The following is a 16,134-nucleotide window of genomic DNA, read 5'->3' as shown; positions in this document are numbered from 1 at the left end:
GGGGCTCGGTCGGCGGTGTTAACTGTCTACGTCTTCGGAGGTGGCGCAAGGGATTAGCTTGAGTGGACCCACCCCATGGAGAGACCTGGATGCCCCTCACTGCCAGCGCCCTGCGCCAAGCTCATATTGAACAGATCGAAACCCTGTTCAACGACCCTCCCTCCTTGTTGGCAGTCGCTCTGGACAGTGCCCAGGCTTACCTGGACCGTCATTTCAGCGCGCGTAACGAGCACGCGCGATGGCTCCATATCGCAACCCCTGAAGATCACCCCGATGAAGGCGCCTGGCGCTATGCCTCATTGGCGCAGATGGTGGTGGAGCGCCTGGCGACTGCTCGGCCAGTGTTGCTGGTGCAGGACTATCAAAAGGTGGTCCGACGCGTACGCGAGGTGATTGAGCCGGGTGGGCCGAGCCTTGCCGAACTGGAGGTATTGATCAACGAATGCGGTAGCTTTCTGCTGGAGGCTTTTTCCCAGCGATTGCAGGCGTGGTGGCATGAGGCAATGCCCGTGGACAGCGTGCGCTGGGGGTATTTGTCCGATGAGTTGTTGGCGCTGTTCTACGATGCCCCCATGCCGCCTGGCATGAGCTCGGCGCGCTTTGCCGAGCTGTTTCCGAAAACCTTGTTGCGTGCGACCCGGCCCGACCGTGAGTGGAGCCTGCACAGCGCGGCATTGCGCGTGCAAACGCTGCACCTGCAGCAAAACCAGCTGCGCACGCTGCCTTGGCTGTTGCTTGAGCGGACCCTGGCGCTGGGGCGTTCGTCTTTGTTGGTCTACAACCCGGCCTCGGGAATCACCCCCATTGAAGCTATAGACGATATAGGGGCTTTGCTGGCTGCCGAGGTGGAACCGTCACCGTCAGGGCAAGTCGCACAGTGGTTTTCCCAGCCGGTGGAGGGGGACCCCTTCGATGCTTTGGCGGCCAGTTACCTGGAGCGGCAGTTGCGCGACCTCGACCGCATCGACCGCCGGGTGCCACGCACGCCCCAGGCTTTGCAACAGTTGCTGAACGACATCACTGACCCCTTTCACTGGTTTGTCGCGCGCCTGAGTTCTCTTCAACAGAAGTTGCGTGCTGGCTTGCCGCTGTGGCTGAGCCAGGCCGATGCCGCCGACAGTATCGCCTGTGCCCAATTGCTGCGTGGCTGGGTGCTGGCCGGGCATGCCGAGGGCGCACACGACTACCTGGAAGGTATCCCGACGATTGAGCAGTTTGCCATCGAGCAATTGCAAGGGTGTTTGCAGCAGCAGCCCTTGACGGCCAAGCTGAAAGCACAAGACATCAGCCTGCGGTTCGATCGCGTGATTGCCGCTGCCGTGCCGCTGCCGGGCGGCTTCATTGCCGGGGAAGTCGAACCCGTCACCGTGACACTGGTGCAATTGGCCCTGGAAAACCTCGCCGGCTTTCCACACACGCCCAAGTCGATCAGCCTCAAGGGCGAAAAGGCCCCGACGTGGTTGACGTACAACCTGCTGAGCACCTGCATCGAGCAGGTCGATATCGGGCAAGCCTATCCGCTGTTGCTCAAGCGCAAGCTGGTGGAGGACCAATCTGAAGCCACGCGCCGCCGGCGGTTGTTCAGCCGGCAACTGCGTAACCAACTGCCGCTGCTGGCTCTGCAATACAAAATCCAGGGGCTGCACGGCCTGACCCGCACCGGTTTCCTGCGCTTGCAGGCCGCGTTGCAAGCTACTCCGGCCCAACGCCTGCTCGATGGAAAAGGCATGGCCCTGTGGCCGCTGGCGTTTCGCGCTGCGCCCGATCAGGTGGCGGACGTGGTTGCCAACCAGTTCATCATCGGGCCCCAGGCCGGGCACGAAGGGCCGCACCTGTTGTACCGGCCACTGCTGAGCCCGACGTTGCAGGAGTATGAAAGCCTGGCGGCTTTGCTCGAGGCGATCAGGGCCCCTGGCGAACTGCAGGATCAGGTGCTGAGCTGGATAGATGCACGACGCCAGGCGATCTATGTCAAGGGTGGTTTCATCGAGCCGCACATCCGGCATTTTTTACCGACGGATGAGTTCACGGTCTACACCAAACCGGCTCCCGCACAACTGCACAAACAGGTGGTCGAGGGCGACCCGGCGCAACAGGTTTTCATTGCAACCGCCGAGGCGCTGGTGACCCTGGCCGACCGTCAGTCACAGTCCAATGCCGAACAGCGCTGGGCCACCCTGAAAAAACTCGGTTGGCTGCTGTTTACCAACCTGCTGCCGTTCCTGCGTGGGCCGGCGGCGTTGTCCGGGTGGCTGCTGCAGTTGACGGACAGCGTACGAGAGGATCTTCAGAGCCTGCACAGTACCGATGCCCAGGCCCGAGCCGCCGCCGTCACGGACATGCTGGTCAACCTGATAGCCGTGATAGCGCATCAGGCTGCCCCCCATGACGTGCAGCGCCATCTGGACCTGGAACATCCGGCGTTTGCGCCATTGGCCCGCGCCGAACCGTTGCCTGCCGCGCCGGTGCGGGTGGTGGCCCCGGCATCGTTCAGTGCGCCGCTTGGCTGGGCCAACGCACGGGATACCCTGACCCCGGCCATGCAGGCGCGGCTGACGGCCTTGAGCCTCGAGTCGCAGCCCACGCCCGACGATCTGAAACAGGCTGAAGCCAGCGGTCCGTTGCAAGGGTTGTTGAAACCCGCATCGGCTGTCGGCGGGTACTGGCAGGCGCTGGTACGCGGGCGGGTCTATCGCGTTCAGATCCAACAGGGGCGGGTACGGGTGGTCGGTGCCACGGGCGAAATCCTGGGGCCCTGGCTCAAACACCTGGGCAACGGGCGTTGGGACCTCGACCTGGGCCTGCACCTGCGTGGCGGCGCGGCCGACTCTGCCCGGCAGGAAGCCCGCCAGGCAGCCAGTACACGGCGTGAAAGCCTGACCCGCGACTACCAGCAGGCACGCCAGGACCAGGCGCGGGCCCGCCAGGCGATGGCGGTGGCCCGTGCACTGGTCGAACAGCCTGAAGGCGCCATTGATGAGCAACGTCGGGTGCAAGCCCGGCAGCGTTATCACCAGGAAGCCGAACGCGCCTGTGGTTTCGCCCGCAAGGAACTGCACACCCTGCGCGCCTTGCGCGAGTTGGCACCGCGCACGCGTTATGAAGAAGAGCTGTGCGGCGCCCTGGAGTCGGTTGTGTTGAGCACGCAATTGCTCAGCTCCCTGACCCGCGACCAGATGGTGGCAACCAACGCGCGACTCGATCCGGTGTTCAAATTGTTGGAGGACGAAACCGAGGATGAGGCTCAGTCCGACATCAACCGCCAGGCCCATGTGGAGTTGGGACAGGGCCTGCGCGAATTGGCGACGCTGCACGACCACGCTATTCACTGGCGAACCCTGGAGGACCTTCACCTGGACGAATTGCGGCAGGTTCCCAGGCTTGGCCGCGACAAGGCCGAGGCGTTGACGGCAGGCTTGCCCCCACGGCCATCGGTGCAGGACCTGCAAGCCCTGCAGTTCACCACGTTATGGGGTATCGCCATCGATGTGGCGGGGCCGCCTTTGGAGGACGCCTTCTTCGACAGCATCAGCGAAACCATCAACCGGGCGCGTCGGGCCAACCGTTCCATGGCGGACTTGCGTCACGTGGAGGTCACTGACCAGGAGCGCATCGAATTGCTGGAGAGCGTTGACCAGGTCTACGCGCAAACCGACGATCAGATCGAGTTCTGGCGGGCCATGGAGCCGGACAAGTTCAACGTGGATTACCTGCAAAAACTCCAGGCGTTACTGACACAGCTGCATCTGTACATCGAGGGCCAACTCAACGACCTGACGCAACCGGTCGCCAAGACCAGGCCACGGACCAAGCCGCCCGCACCCGTACCAGGGGCAAGGCGCAAGAAGATCATCCGCACGCGTAACCGCGACCTGTATGTTGCCCAACTGAGCGACCTGCCGTCCGACCACCCAGCCGCCGAACTGCGTGACCCTTCGGGCCAAGTCATCGCCGCCTTCACCGAAGCCGAAGACGGCGTGTGGGATGCCCGGCCGACACCCGCCCGGCGCCGCCCCGATCCGGCATTGAGCAGCCTGATGGAAAAAGGCGAAGCCCTGTTGGCGACGGTCGATAAAGCCATCAATCAGGTCAAGGCCATGATCCCTGGCGTCAACCAGCCGTCGAGCCTGCAATACCTGCTGGAGTCCCAGGCCACCCGTCGACGCTGGGTGGCCGAGGACATCAACAAGAAGCTGAGTGTGCTCGACAGTACGCGGCTGGCAGTGGTGCAACAGGCCAACGCCCGGGCCATGGTCAGCCGCTTGCACGCCTCGGTGGCGAGCCTGGAGGCCGCCGGCCTGGAGGCTCGCATACAGGCGAGCAAGGTACGGCCCATCACCCAGGACACGCTGGAGTTCCTGCATCGCCACCACGAGGTTCGGATAACCCGGCGCGGCGGGCGGGTGGCGCTCAAGGGGCACCGCGACGACTATCTGCAGGTCTACGCCGTCGTCGATGCCGCGAACGGCGAAGCGCTGTGTGTCGCCCATTTCCATTACCCGACGCAGAAGGCGTTGGACGATCATTTCGTGGCCGCCCACCTCAAGCGTCCCGAACAGGAACACCTGGGCCGCCAGGACCAGGCCGAAGTCGAGGCGGACAGGTTTGCGCGTATTCGTCGCGGGCAGACTGGTCAGTTGCAACCTGTGCCTGAGATCGAACGTCAAGCCATCTCCTTGGCCGTGGCCAGGCGTCTGTTTTTCAGCCTCGACTGAGGTCAGCGTTTGCCCGGCACAGGGTCTGGCTGCCGGGTTGCAAGTACGGCATCAGCAACGGCGCCATGCCCTTGAGCACCTGCACGGGCAGGGCCGAGGTGAAGGTGAAGTGCTCGGCGGATTGGCCGGGGACAAACGCGGTTAACGTGCCGAAGTGGTGTTCGCCCAGGTAGAACACAAACGTGGCAGTGCGGTTGATCGACTTGGAACTGAGGATGCGCCCACCGGCGCCGATGGCCTCGATGCGATTATCGCCGGTGCCGGTCTTGCCGCCCATGGCCAGCGGCGTGCCGTCGGCCAGCTTGAAACTGCCGGCGACGCGTTTGGCGGTGCCGGCGTCCACCACCTGGGACAAGGCGCCGCGCAGGGCCCTGGCGACCTCGACCGGGATCACCTGTTTGCCGGGTGCCGGGTCGTTGACGAAGCGTGTTTCGTACGGCGTGCCGGCGGCAAACAACAGGCTGTCGATACGCAGCACCTTGGGGCGCACCCCGTCGTTGAGAATAATGCCCATCAGTTCAGCCAAGGCCGCCGGGCGATCGCCAGAGCTGCCGATCGCCGTCGCCAGGGACGGCACCAGGTGATCGAAGGGGTAGCCCACGGCCTGCCAGCGCTGATGGATGTCGAGGAAGGCTTCGATCTCCAGCATGGTGCGAATGCGGCTGTCCCGCGCACTCTGGTGGCGGCTCTTGAACAACCAGCTGTACACCTCCTGGCGTTCGAACTGGCTGGCCTTGACCACCTCGCTGAACGTTGCCTCGGGATGGTTGAGCAAGTAGCCGAGCAACCACAGGTCCAGCGGGTGCACCTTGGCGATGTAGCCTTGGTCGGGCAGGTCGTAGGTGCCGGGGCCGTAGTCCTTGTAGAGTTTTTGCAGGCGTTCGTCGGTGAGTTTTTCGTGGGTCTTGACGCCGGCCAGGTGTGAGCGCACGAACAGGTTGAAGCTCGCCTGGCTGGCGTCGGGCAACAGGTAGCGGTGCACGGCCGCCAGGCGGATCGGCGTGGGGCGCAGGCTATCGAGGAAGGTGTCCAGGCGTGCCTGGGTGTCTTTCTTCTGGTACTTCTTCCAGAACTTGCGCAGGAAGGTGGTGCCTTCGCGGTCAGCGAAACCGGCAAGGTATTCCTGGCGGCGCGGGTCGCTGTCGTCCTTGAGCAACTCGGCGCTGTTGTTCTCGCCCGAATAGGTGACATAGCGCACCACGTCGCGCATCAGCCGAATAAATGGCAGGTTGATCGATTCGCGCAAGGCGTCGCGCAGGGTCGGGCTGCGGTCGTTGTCCTGGCTGCGAAAGTTATGGAAGCTGTGCAAGCCGCCGCCGGTGAAGAAGCGCTCGCCGGGGCTGGCCGAGTAGGTGCGGTCCAGCGCCGCGTCGAGCATGACGGCCAGGGATTTGTCCGGGGCCTGGATCAGGTAATCGAGGGCCCAGCGGCTCAGGCGGTCCTGGTCGTCGACGGCGACTTTTTTCAGCGCGGCGGGCGCTTGCGCGGCGTACTTGCCGTGTAGTTCGGCGATGATTTGCAGGTAGGTGGTGAGCACCCGCAGCTTGGCGGTGGAGCCCAGCTCCAGCTTGCTGCCTTCGTTGATGTCGAAGGGCTGGTCGGTGTTGTCGGTCTGTACCCGCACCCGCGCACCGTCCGGGGTCAGTTCGAACAGGGTGAAACTGTAGCGCACCTGGGCGGTACTGGCGGGAGTGAGCAGGCGCTCGCCGATCAGGCCGATCTGGCGTGCATACTCGGGGTCGGCGAGGTGCTTGAGGTAGTCACTGACTTGGCCCTGCAACTGCGCTTGCAGGGTCGTGGTGGCGGACAGGTCCAGGCGGTCGAGGTCGTACAGCGGCCGGTCAAGTAATGCGGCCAAACGGCTGCGGGCCACACTGATGCCTTTATTGGTTTCTATCGGTTGAAGCGTGGGTTGTTGTGCCCAGTCGCGGTAAGTGACCTTGCTCGCCAGGGCGACCTTCAGCAAGTCAGGTCCGATCACGCCATTCTGGGCCAGTAGGCGTAAATGGCTGTCGGTCAGGTCGGCAAGTTCGTCCCGCCCTTTGGCGAGGTAATGGGAAGGACGACGCTGCGCGATGATCAACGACAGCACCTGACGCAACGCCAGGCCTTGCTGCGCATTCACTGGGCCGCGCAAGGCCTGGTTGACCTGGTTGAAGTCGGCGCCGTACCACACCCGCAAACCCTCGGCCATGCCATGCACTTCGCCGTGCCCCGGCACCGCCGACAGCGGCACGCTGTTGAGGTAGTCGCGCACAATATCCTGCCGCGCCGGCAAGGTCTCGGGCCCATCGTGGTAAGCGCGCACGGCGGCGGAAAGCATCTGTCTCAGCTTTTCCCCACCCGATACGGTCAGCCCGTCCGGCGAATGGCGATATTTCTCCAACTGGGTGGCGAGGGTACTGCCGCCGGCACTCTGGCCTGGCAGGTGCAGCAGCCGGGCGACTTGCGACCAGGCTGCCTTGGCGAAGCGTGGCCAGTCCACGGCGGGGTTGGCCTGGGGTTGCGCGGGGTCGAGCAGGTCGCGGTTTTCGATGAACAGCAAGCTGTTCACGACCAGTGAGGGGATAGCCGTGAAGCTTGAGTACAACTGTTGCGGGTAGTCGTACCGATACAGCGGCACGGCGCGACAATCGGTGATGGAAAGTCCCGCCTGGATTTTTTCCGTGTAGGGCACGAACAGCCCTTTGGCGCTGTAGTCCATCAACTCGGGGGAAAACCGCGCCTGGGCTTCGATCACGTACCCGCGCTTGAGCAAGCGCGGCAGGAATGTATCGAGGTCGCTGTAGCCCAGGCGACGATCGAATGGGCCAGCGCCGGGGTAAACGATCGCATCGCTGGGGCCGGGTCTGACGTCATAAGTCAGGTCGCGGGCCAGCCGGCTGAGTGCCTCGGCCTGCAGGTGCGAGGTGCGCATCTCCCTGGCGGCGGCAAAGCCCAGGGCGATCAGCGCCATCAGCACGATCAACCAGAACAGGCGACGCCCATGGCGCGGCCGGGGTTTACTTTCGGGTAAAGGCGCTGGGTCCGAACTGCCTTGTGGTTTCGCAGCCTTGGTCGATTCGGTTTGCCACAGTGCGCCCATAGTCGATTGATCCATTCACGCAGATTGATCGGACTTGCTTGAAGCGTAGTCGCTGGACGCTGCTTGTGAGGGAAATGTGTTTTTCGAGTCAGAACCTTCCGGCGGTTATGGGGGCGGGCCTGCCGCGACGTTTTGCCGCTCAATGCAGGTCAGATGCTCCTGTTAAATTGCAAGATAGCGAGCACTTCCACTAAATTGCCTCGCTTTTATAGTGAAAGACCCTGCTCCGGGCTTTTTATACTGCACGCCCCGCTGATCTTGCCTGGCAAGAAGGGCCCGTCCATGAGGCGGCCCCGGTCTCGGCAAGGGTGCCGGCTTACCGGCCCGCGCCCTGGAGACTCGACGGACAATCCAATAACAAAATGAGGTTGTACCCTATGCCAGTCGGCAACCCACTGCCCCATGGCGAGACCGCTCAAGGCGGCCCGCTCAAACGCGAACTCGGTGAACGGCATATCCGCCTGATGGCGCTGGGCGCCTGCATCGGCGTCGGCCTGTTCCTCGGCTCGGCCAAGGCCATCGAAATGGCCGGCCCGGCGATCATGCTGTCGTACATCATCGGTGGCCTGGCGATCCTGGTGATCATGCGCGCCCTCGGCGAGATGGCCGTGCACAACCCGGTCGCCGGTTCGTTCAGCCGTTATGCCCAAGACTATCTCGGCCCCTTGGCGGGTTTTCTCACCGGTTGGAACTACTGGTTCCTGTGGCTGGTGACCTGCGTGGCGGAGATCACCGCCGTGGCGGTGTACATGGGCGTCTGGTTCCCGGATACGCCGCGCTGGATCTGGGCCCTGGCGGCGTTGATCAGCATGGGCACCATCAACCTGATCGCGGTCAAGGCGTTTGGTGAGTTCGAATTCTGGTTCGCCCTGATCAAGATCGTCACCATCATTGCCATGGTCATCGGCGGCGTCGGCATCATCGCCTTCGGCTTCGGCAATGACGGCGTGGCCCTGGGGATTTCCAACCTGTGGGCCCACGGCGGCTTCATGCCCAATGGCGTGCAGGGCGTGTTGATGTCGTTGCAGATGGTGATGTTTGCCTACCTGGGCGTCGAGATGATCGGCCTCACCGCCGGTGAAGCGAAGAACCCGCAAAAGACCATTCCCAGCGCCATCGGCTCAGTGTTCTGGCGCATCCTGTTGTTCTACGTGGGCGCATTGTTTGTGATCCTGTCGATCTACCCGTGGAACGAGATCGGCACCCAGGGCAGCCCGTTCGTGATGACCTTCGAACGGCTCGGTATCAAGACCGCCGCGGGCATCATCAACTTCGTGGTGATCACCGCCGCGCTGTCGTCGTGCAACGGCGGCATCTTCAGCACCGGGCGCATGCTCTACAGCCTGGCGCAGAACGGCCAGGCGCCGGCCACGTTCGGCCAGACCTCCAGCAATGGCGTGCCACGCAAGGCGTTGCTGCTGTCGATCTTTGCCTTGCTGCTGGGCGTGTTGCTCAACTACCTGGTGCCGGAAAAAGTCTTTGTGTGGGTCACCTCCATCGCCACCTTCGGTGCGATCTGGACCTGGCTGATGATCCTGCTGGCCCAGCTCAAGTTCCGCAAAGGCCTGAGCCCCGCCGAACGGGCAGGGCTCAAATACCGCATGTGGCTGTATCCGGTCAGTTCCTACCTGGCCCTGGCGTTCCTGGTGCTGGTGGTGGGCCTGATGGCGTACTTCCCGGACACTCGCGTGGCGCTGTATGTGGGGCCGGCGTTCCTGGTGCTGCTGACCGTGTTGTTCTACGTGTTCAAGCTGCAGCCGTTGAACACTGCCCAGGGGGCCACGCGTTCGGCGTGAGGCTCAATTGACCTGCTGTTGTGCCAGTTGCGCCGCTTCGGTCAACTGGCGCACCAGCCGATTGCGTTCGGCGATCTCCAACTCCATCAGCGATTGCCGACGTTCCAGGTAGGCTTCCGAGCGTCTGTTCGAGATCTCCAGGTTCAGGCTTTTCAATTGGTGACTCACGACGTTCTCGATGGTCGAGAAAGGTTCCGGGTAACTGCGGGCCAGGTACTCGATCCAGAACTCCTCCATCAGCACCGAGTTCTGCACTGCCTGGGTTCTCTCCAACCCGGCCAGACTATCGCGGGCTTCGACAATATCTTGCTCGTCGACCCAATCCTCCACGGAGTACAGCATCTCTTCGCGAAGAATCGGCAGGTTGTACTCATCGCGAAAACGCAGCCGGTAATACAGTTTCACCTCGGCATCGTCCGGATCTATCTCCTCTTCACGCAACTTTTGCAGGTGCGTATCGGCCAATTCATCCACTTTGCGCAGGTAGAACAGGCCTCTGGCAAGGCTCAGCAGATCGTGGTCGGCCTGGCTGCTGCCGGCCTGGGACCGGGCCTGGTGGACCTTGTGCTGAATCTCCATATCGATGAAGGCGAGGATGGCGCCATCGCCGCACGTACCGGCGACATAGGTGTTCAGGAAAATCTGCTCGCGCAGCTCGGTCGATTGGCCCATGGCCTCGAGCAGGTGCCAGACCCTGGTGGTCAGGGTTTGCTGGCTGGCCGGGCTGTGGGTGTAGGCATAGGACTGGATCAGGTCGCGCAGTACCCGGAACGCGTCATCCGACCTCGCCCCCTCGTGGTGTTGCAACTGCTCCCATAACTGTTGCCGTTCACTGTGCTGTGCCACAGGAACCCCGGCCAGCCAGCGGCTGAATTCCCTGGACATGGCTTGTTGGTGCAAGGTCCCCGGCAATGCGCCACCGATGACGATGCCGGTGCGACGACGGTAGTCGCGAATCCTGGCCAGGGTCGTTTCGCTCAATGGGTTGTCATGCAGGATGGTGTTGCGGTTGGTCGGCCCCATGCGCACGTCGGAAAACACTGCGTCAGGTACCGTGGTCAAGCGGTTTTCCTGCAATAACAGGGTGCGCAGGCTGCTGCGGGTTTCGGCGCCGATGGGCCACTGATCAATGTTGGTCTGACGCAACGACAGTACGCGCAGGCGGGTCATGCGGGAAATATCCGGGGTCAGGCCCAGGGGGTTACCATCCAGGTGGAGCTCGGCCAGTCGCGTCATACCGGCCAGTCGCTGGCGAGATTCGGCCGTCAGCACGATAGTGTTGTCGCTCAGGTCAAGGTTCTCAAGCTGGGTCATCTGCGTCAGGCTGGCGGGCAGCTCATTGAGCATGCAGTCGATTTTCAGGTGGGTCAGGCCGGTGAATTTGCCGAGGAAGGCGTTGCCGGTCTCCGGGAAGGCGTCGCCGTCGATGCGCAGGTATTCAATGTGCTCGAAGCCTCGGTTATTCAGGATGAAATCAGCGTCAGGCAAGCTGTTGCCGTCCAGGCGCAGCACCAGTTGGTGAGCGTCGAACAGACCCGTACCGCTGATATAGGCCACACGTGTTTCCTGGCGCCAGGCCCGCAGGATGCTGTCGGCCAATTGCCGACGCACGCCATAGTTCCGAGCGACCGGATCGGTGCGCGGGGCGTCGACGGCCTGGGGGGGACCGATCCAGCGTTGCAATTCGAATTGCAGGCCCTGGTACTCGGCTTTGCGGCGTTGCAATTCAATCAGGGCGGCGGGTTCGCTCATGCCCAGGCTGTCGATCAGTTCCTGCGCTCGGAATTGGCTGAAGCTGGGGTAGAGTTCACGCACCTTGCTCAGCAAGTCCACCGGTTGGTCCCCGCCGAATGGCCACAGCCCTCTCAATGAAAACGGATAGGCGATGAATGAGCTGTCCACCTGCATCGGCGGTTGCAGCCACGGCGGTATATGCCGTAGGCCGAGCAGGCCCTTGATTGCAATGCGCCGGTTCAACGCCAGCTCGGCAATCGCCTGTCGCAGGGGTGACAGGTCAACGCTGTCGGCAATGCCCAGTGCCCGGCACTCGGTTTCCGACAGCAGCAGGGCGATGGCGCTCAACAGGTCGCTGCCGACATCGGCGGGGTCGTTGAGCAAGCGGCCTTGCTTGTCATAAGCATGGAATCCGCCGTTGAATCGCGCCAGGGTGCGCCGATCGATACCGGCGAGGTGACCTGCGCTCTCCAGCAGACGGCCCCTGGCGTTGCCGTCGTGGATGTCCAGGCGTAGTTGCCGGGGCCAGCCGGGCAGTTCCTTGAGCAGGTGCAAGGTGATCCTTTCGCTGTCGGGGTTGGCCAGGGTCCTGAGGTAAAGGCCTTCGTAGGCGCGGTTCAGGCGCATATCGTCGGCGGTGAGCCGGGCCTGTTCGACCAGGCGCAGGCCGACCCGGCCATGGTCCTGCAGTTGCTTGAGTTCCCGTGGGGTGGCTTGGTCGAGAATGGCCCTGACCGCGCTACGGGGCAGTTGCGGGAAACTGGATTTCAAGCGCTGTTCCAGCCGGTTGCCACCTTGCTCGCTCTGGGCGTACAGGTTGTCGAACAGTTGCGCGCGTTCGCGGTAGGCATATTCGGCGATGGCCTTGGCCAGTTTGAACAGGCGTTCTTCCTGGGTGGCCGGGAGTTCGCCGAGCAAGGCGCGAGTCAAGGCATCGTTCTGCACCAGCTTTTTCAACGGTTCGCGACTGCGGCTTTCGGCCTCCGTGAGGCGTATTTTCTCGGTAGTGGGGTGGTAGCGGTACTGGCTGATCACGCGGCCGTTGTCGTCGACAACCTCCAGGCTGTGGCTGTCCGGCCAGGTAGGCAAGTGGCTGGCGAGCTGCAGTTGCAAGGACGGTCGCGCATTCTGTTGGGCAGAATAGGTGGTCATCGCCTGGATAAAGTGCAGGATGTCGCGCTCGATGCGAAAGCGTTTGCAGGTGTCTTCCAGCAACGGCGGTGGCGGCAATTGAGTGCTGTGCGATTCGCGCAGGGCCCGTGCCGGGGTATCGGTGATTTTCAGGATACGCGCGGCGGTGGTTTCGTCCACGTTGTAGTCCTGGGCTCCCAGGCGGTAGAGCAGGCGATGATCGCTCCAGGTCATCGGGTTCTCGGTGGACAAGCGCCATGCGCCCCGACGGTTGTGTTCCAGAGTGGGCGTGTCGACGCCGATTTTTTCCGGGTGCTTGAGCCGCCACTTGCGCAGGCTGTTGTCATAGACAACCGGATACAGCGAGCCATAGAGCGGCAGCAGGGTTTGCCCGTCCAGGTCATACAGGCCATTGGCGCCCGCTTGCAAGTGTGCCGGCAGCACCACGTTCTGCTCGTACTGGTGCAACGAAAGGTCCAGGAGGCTGACATAGCCGCTGGGGCTGCGCTGGGCGCTCATCAGGTCGCCCAGGGTGGTGCGCAGCCCCTGGGCATCGGAAGCGGATTGCATACCCAGTTTCAAGCGTTCGTGGGGTTGCAGCACCGAGCCGATGGCCAGGTAGAAACTGTCGACGGCCGGCGATACCGGGATCGCTCCGCCGTTACGCATGTCGTAGGCTTCGTAGCGACCTTCGCCGTAGAACAGCAATTCCACCGTGGTGTCGTCGGGTCCGCTGGACTCGTAACGTTGCCCGGGATCGCCGCTGCTCATATCGGTGACCACGAAATGTCGTCCCAGGGTGTCGCGTAGCAGGCTGGCGGCGAACTCCCGTGCCCATTGATCGGTGTCCGGGTTGAATGCGCGGCGGTGGTAGAGGCCGTCGATGACCACATCGATACGCAGCGCGGTACGGTGATGCTCCAGGTGCTCGTGCAGGGCCTGCGGCAATTTGCCGGTCTGCAGCAAACGCGCCTGCTCAGGCTCGCTCAAGGGCATGTCGTTGAGCAACTGTGCCAGGTTTGCCGGGGTCAACGGGGCGAATCGCTCGCGCAGAGTCTTCAGCACAGGCGTGACCTCCACCAAAGGAGGCGCGACCTTCAGCGGCGTAAAGAGGCGCGCGGGATCGCTGGCCGGTACTTCATGCCGGGCATGGCCGGCGTAGCGGTACAGCGCGCTGAACAGCGCCAACCGCCGGGCCTGGGCCAGCTCGCTGATTTGCAGGCGCACGCGGGCGATGCGTTGCGCCGTGGTCAAATGCGGGCTGCCTTCTTTGCCCAGTACCGAACCGGAAGGCTGTTGCTCAAGGATCAGCTCGAACAACGGCTCCTGGGAGACGACGGTGGTGTCCGGACCGTCCAGGGCGATATAGGTGCCATCGTCGCGGCGCTTGAGCTTGATAACGGCGCCCGTGGCCGGTGGGGTATCGGCGGCGGCATAGGTTTCGATGAGCGTGCCTTGGGCGTCATGCACCTGGAGGGACGCATCTGCTGGCCAGCCGGGCACGTGAGGCAACAGGCACAGCACCGCCCCATCGGCATGGGGCGGCAGGTGGCCGCGGCGGTGAAAGTCGCTGATCAACTGGTCTATGACCCGGTCAACCTGCAGGCGCCTGACGCCTTCGGTGAGGTTGACGGGGGCGGGCTCTCCGGCCCAGACGTTGTCCAGGGTGGCGCGGCTGGGCGAGATGCTGCGCAGCATGCGTTCCAAGTCGAGCCTGGGCACCGGGCTTGAGCCATTGGGCAGCATGCGCTCGATCAGTTGCACGTCGGACAGGTCATGGGCGTTTCTCAAGTCCAGGGTCCAGGCTTGCAAGGCGGGGTCGAACACGATCGGCGGCGCTGCGTCGCCGCGGTTTTCCTGCTTGAGCACGAACCTGAGGGTCTTGGCGTCATGGCTGATTTCCACGACGCGTCGCTCTTTACCGTAGTTCAACCAGGCGTACTGCTGCCCGTTGATCTGGTACACGCCCTGGGCATTGGGCGTCTGACCATTGAGCAGGTTCTGATCGAGAATGGCGTAGGGGCCTATGTCCGGTTTCCAGAGCACCCCGGTTTCGTCGTTGCGCATCAGCTTTTGCGGGTTGCCCAGGCGTTGCAGCAAACCTTGGATGCGTAGCCGATGCACCCGCCCGGCGGTGGTGATCAACAGACCGTTGATTGCCAGGTCCATCACATCCGCCAATGCGGCGGCAAAGTCCATGGCCTGGCCCTTCGCGGCTTCATTGATACCGACGATCGTGCTGTAGGTGAGGCTGCCGAATACCGCCGCCTGCATCACCCGGTTCAGGCCGGTGACGCCGCCGGGCATGGGCGTCAGCAGCAATTGCAGGATTTCGTCGGCGATGGCGGCAGCGCCGTCCATGACGGCCTGCAAGTCGCGGGTCGAGCGGCTGGTGGCCAGGGTGGAGAGATTGGCCTGGTAGTGTTGGACGTGACGGTATGTGAGGGCTTGCACCAGGGTTTCGGGACGCCCGTGCTTGGGGTCTGGGCTGAAGCGCAGGCTGTCCAGGGTCTTGGCCGGGAACAGGCGATGGAACGTGTCGTACAGGAAGCCGGCGAGGGCGCTGAGGTGCTCCGGGCGTCGCTCCTGCTGGTCGAGGCGCTTGAACGCCGTCATTTCGGTCACGGGCAGTTGTCGTGCGAACCAGCCCAGGTCATGTTGGCGGTGGCTGTCCTTGAGTTGCTGCATGAAGTGCGCGTGGGCCGCGTTGCTGTCGATGTGATAGTGCAGCGCACCGCCGGGACGGAACGGGAAGTAGGACACTACCCCGAGGCTGCCCACCCGGATCAGCAGCAGCGGCACCGGGATGGTCTCGCCGGAGGGCACGAACGGCACCGCCGGCAGCAGCGTGATGCCGGTGCTCATCCCAAGTGTTTCGAATTCCAGCGCCGCGCCACTGCCATCAATGGCCTGGGTCAGGCGGTGGTAGAGTTCAAGGGTGACGCCTGTCACGGCGCGGTTGCGATAGGCTTCCAACGCTTCGAAGAGCAGGCAGGCACGGGCGCTGTCCTGCAGCAACTGTTGCAGTCTCCCGTCCCGGCCCAGGGCTGCATCGAGCGTGCGTTGCAGTTGCCCGCCCAGGTCCAGCTCGCGGGCGATCTCGACAAAACCCTGGACGGTCAACACCGGGTTTTCATTGCCCGTGAAGTAGGAGGCATCGACGAAGGTACTGCCCTGGCGTTGCGGTGTGCCGGTGGTGAAGTCGAAGTTCAGGCACGCGGCGTCCCACAACGAGAGGGTGGACACATGGGAGCGGTATTTCCATTCATCGTATGCCCGGCGAAAACGCCGCCGTTCCCGGGAGAGGCTGGTGGAACTGGTGCGCGGTTCCCAGGGCATCGGCGGCTGCACCTGTTCCAGGTAGCGGGTGTGCAGGAACACGCGCTTGGGGTCCTGGTTGCCGATGCGCGCGCGCAATTGGGCCTGCCCCCACGTCTTGAACGTGCCGATCAGGGCGTTGTTTTCTGTCTCTACCGCTTTCAGGGCCTGGAGGGCATTGCGTTGCAGCCGCACATAATCGCGCTGCTGGTCAGGGCTCAGGGTGTTCAGTGTGCGCGTGAGGGTTTCACGGATCTGCTCCAGGGCTTGCTGTCGGCCCCAGGCATCACTCGATTGCAGGTTGCCCGACAGGCCGTTGAGCAGTTGATGGGTTGGCATGGGCCATTTCCTTTCA

At 63.2% G+C, this 16,134-nt stretch carries 4 protein-coding genes; 2 read left to right on the top strand and 2 right to left on the bottom strand.

Annotated elements, in window-relative coordinates; genetic code table 11:
* Positions 1-89 precede the first annotated feature (89 nt).
* Positions 90-4,715, top strand: coding sequence for a hypothetical protein (locus BMX59_RS01685; RefSeq protein WP_093119509.1), 4,626 nt, complete (start codon positions 90-92; stop codon positions 4,713-4,715).
* Here the strand turns inward: BMX59_RS01685 and BMX59_RS01680 are convergent.
* Positions 4,702-7,800: a transglycosylase domain-containing protein gene (locus BMX59_RS01680; protein ID WP_093119506.1), complete on the bottom strand. Its 3,099-nt coding sequence runs from the start codon at positions 7,798-7,800 to the stop codon at positions 4,702-4,704. The genes BMX59_RS01685 and BMX59_RS01680 overlap by 14 nt on opposite strands.
* 377 nt (positions 7,801-8,177) lie before the next feature.
* Here BMX59_RS01680 and BMX59_RS01675 point away from each other — a divergent pair, with 377 nt between their 5' ends.
* Positions 8,178-9,596 carry an amino acid permease gene (locus BMX59_RS01675; protein WP_092241013.1) on the top strand — a complete coding sequence of 473 codons (1,419 nt, stop codon included), beginning with the start codon at positions 8,178-8,180 and terminating at the stop codon, positions 9,594-9,596.
* 3 nt (positions 9,597-9,599) lie between these two features.
* Here BMX59_RS01675 and BMX59_RS01670 read toward each other — a convergent pair whose 3' ends face one another.
* Positions 9,600-16,118 carry an NEL-type E3 ubiquitin ligase domain-containing protein gene (locus tag BMX59_RS01670; RefSeq protein ID WP_093119502.1) on the bottom strand — a complete coding sequence of 2,173 codons (6,519 nt, stop codon included), beginning with the start codon at positions 16,116-16,118 and terminating at the stop codon, positions 9,600-9,602.
* Positions 16,119-16,134 lie beyond the last annotated feature (16 nt).

It is taken from the genome of Pseudomonas sp. NFR09 (assembly GCF_900111535.1).
Taxonomy (GTDB): domain Bacteria; phylum Pseudomonadota; class Gammaproteobacteria; order Pseudomonadales; family Pseudomonadaceae; genus Aquipseudomonas; species Aquipseudomonas extremorientalis.
This window is presented reverse-complemented; position numbering and strand designations above follow the sequence as displayed.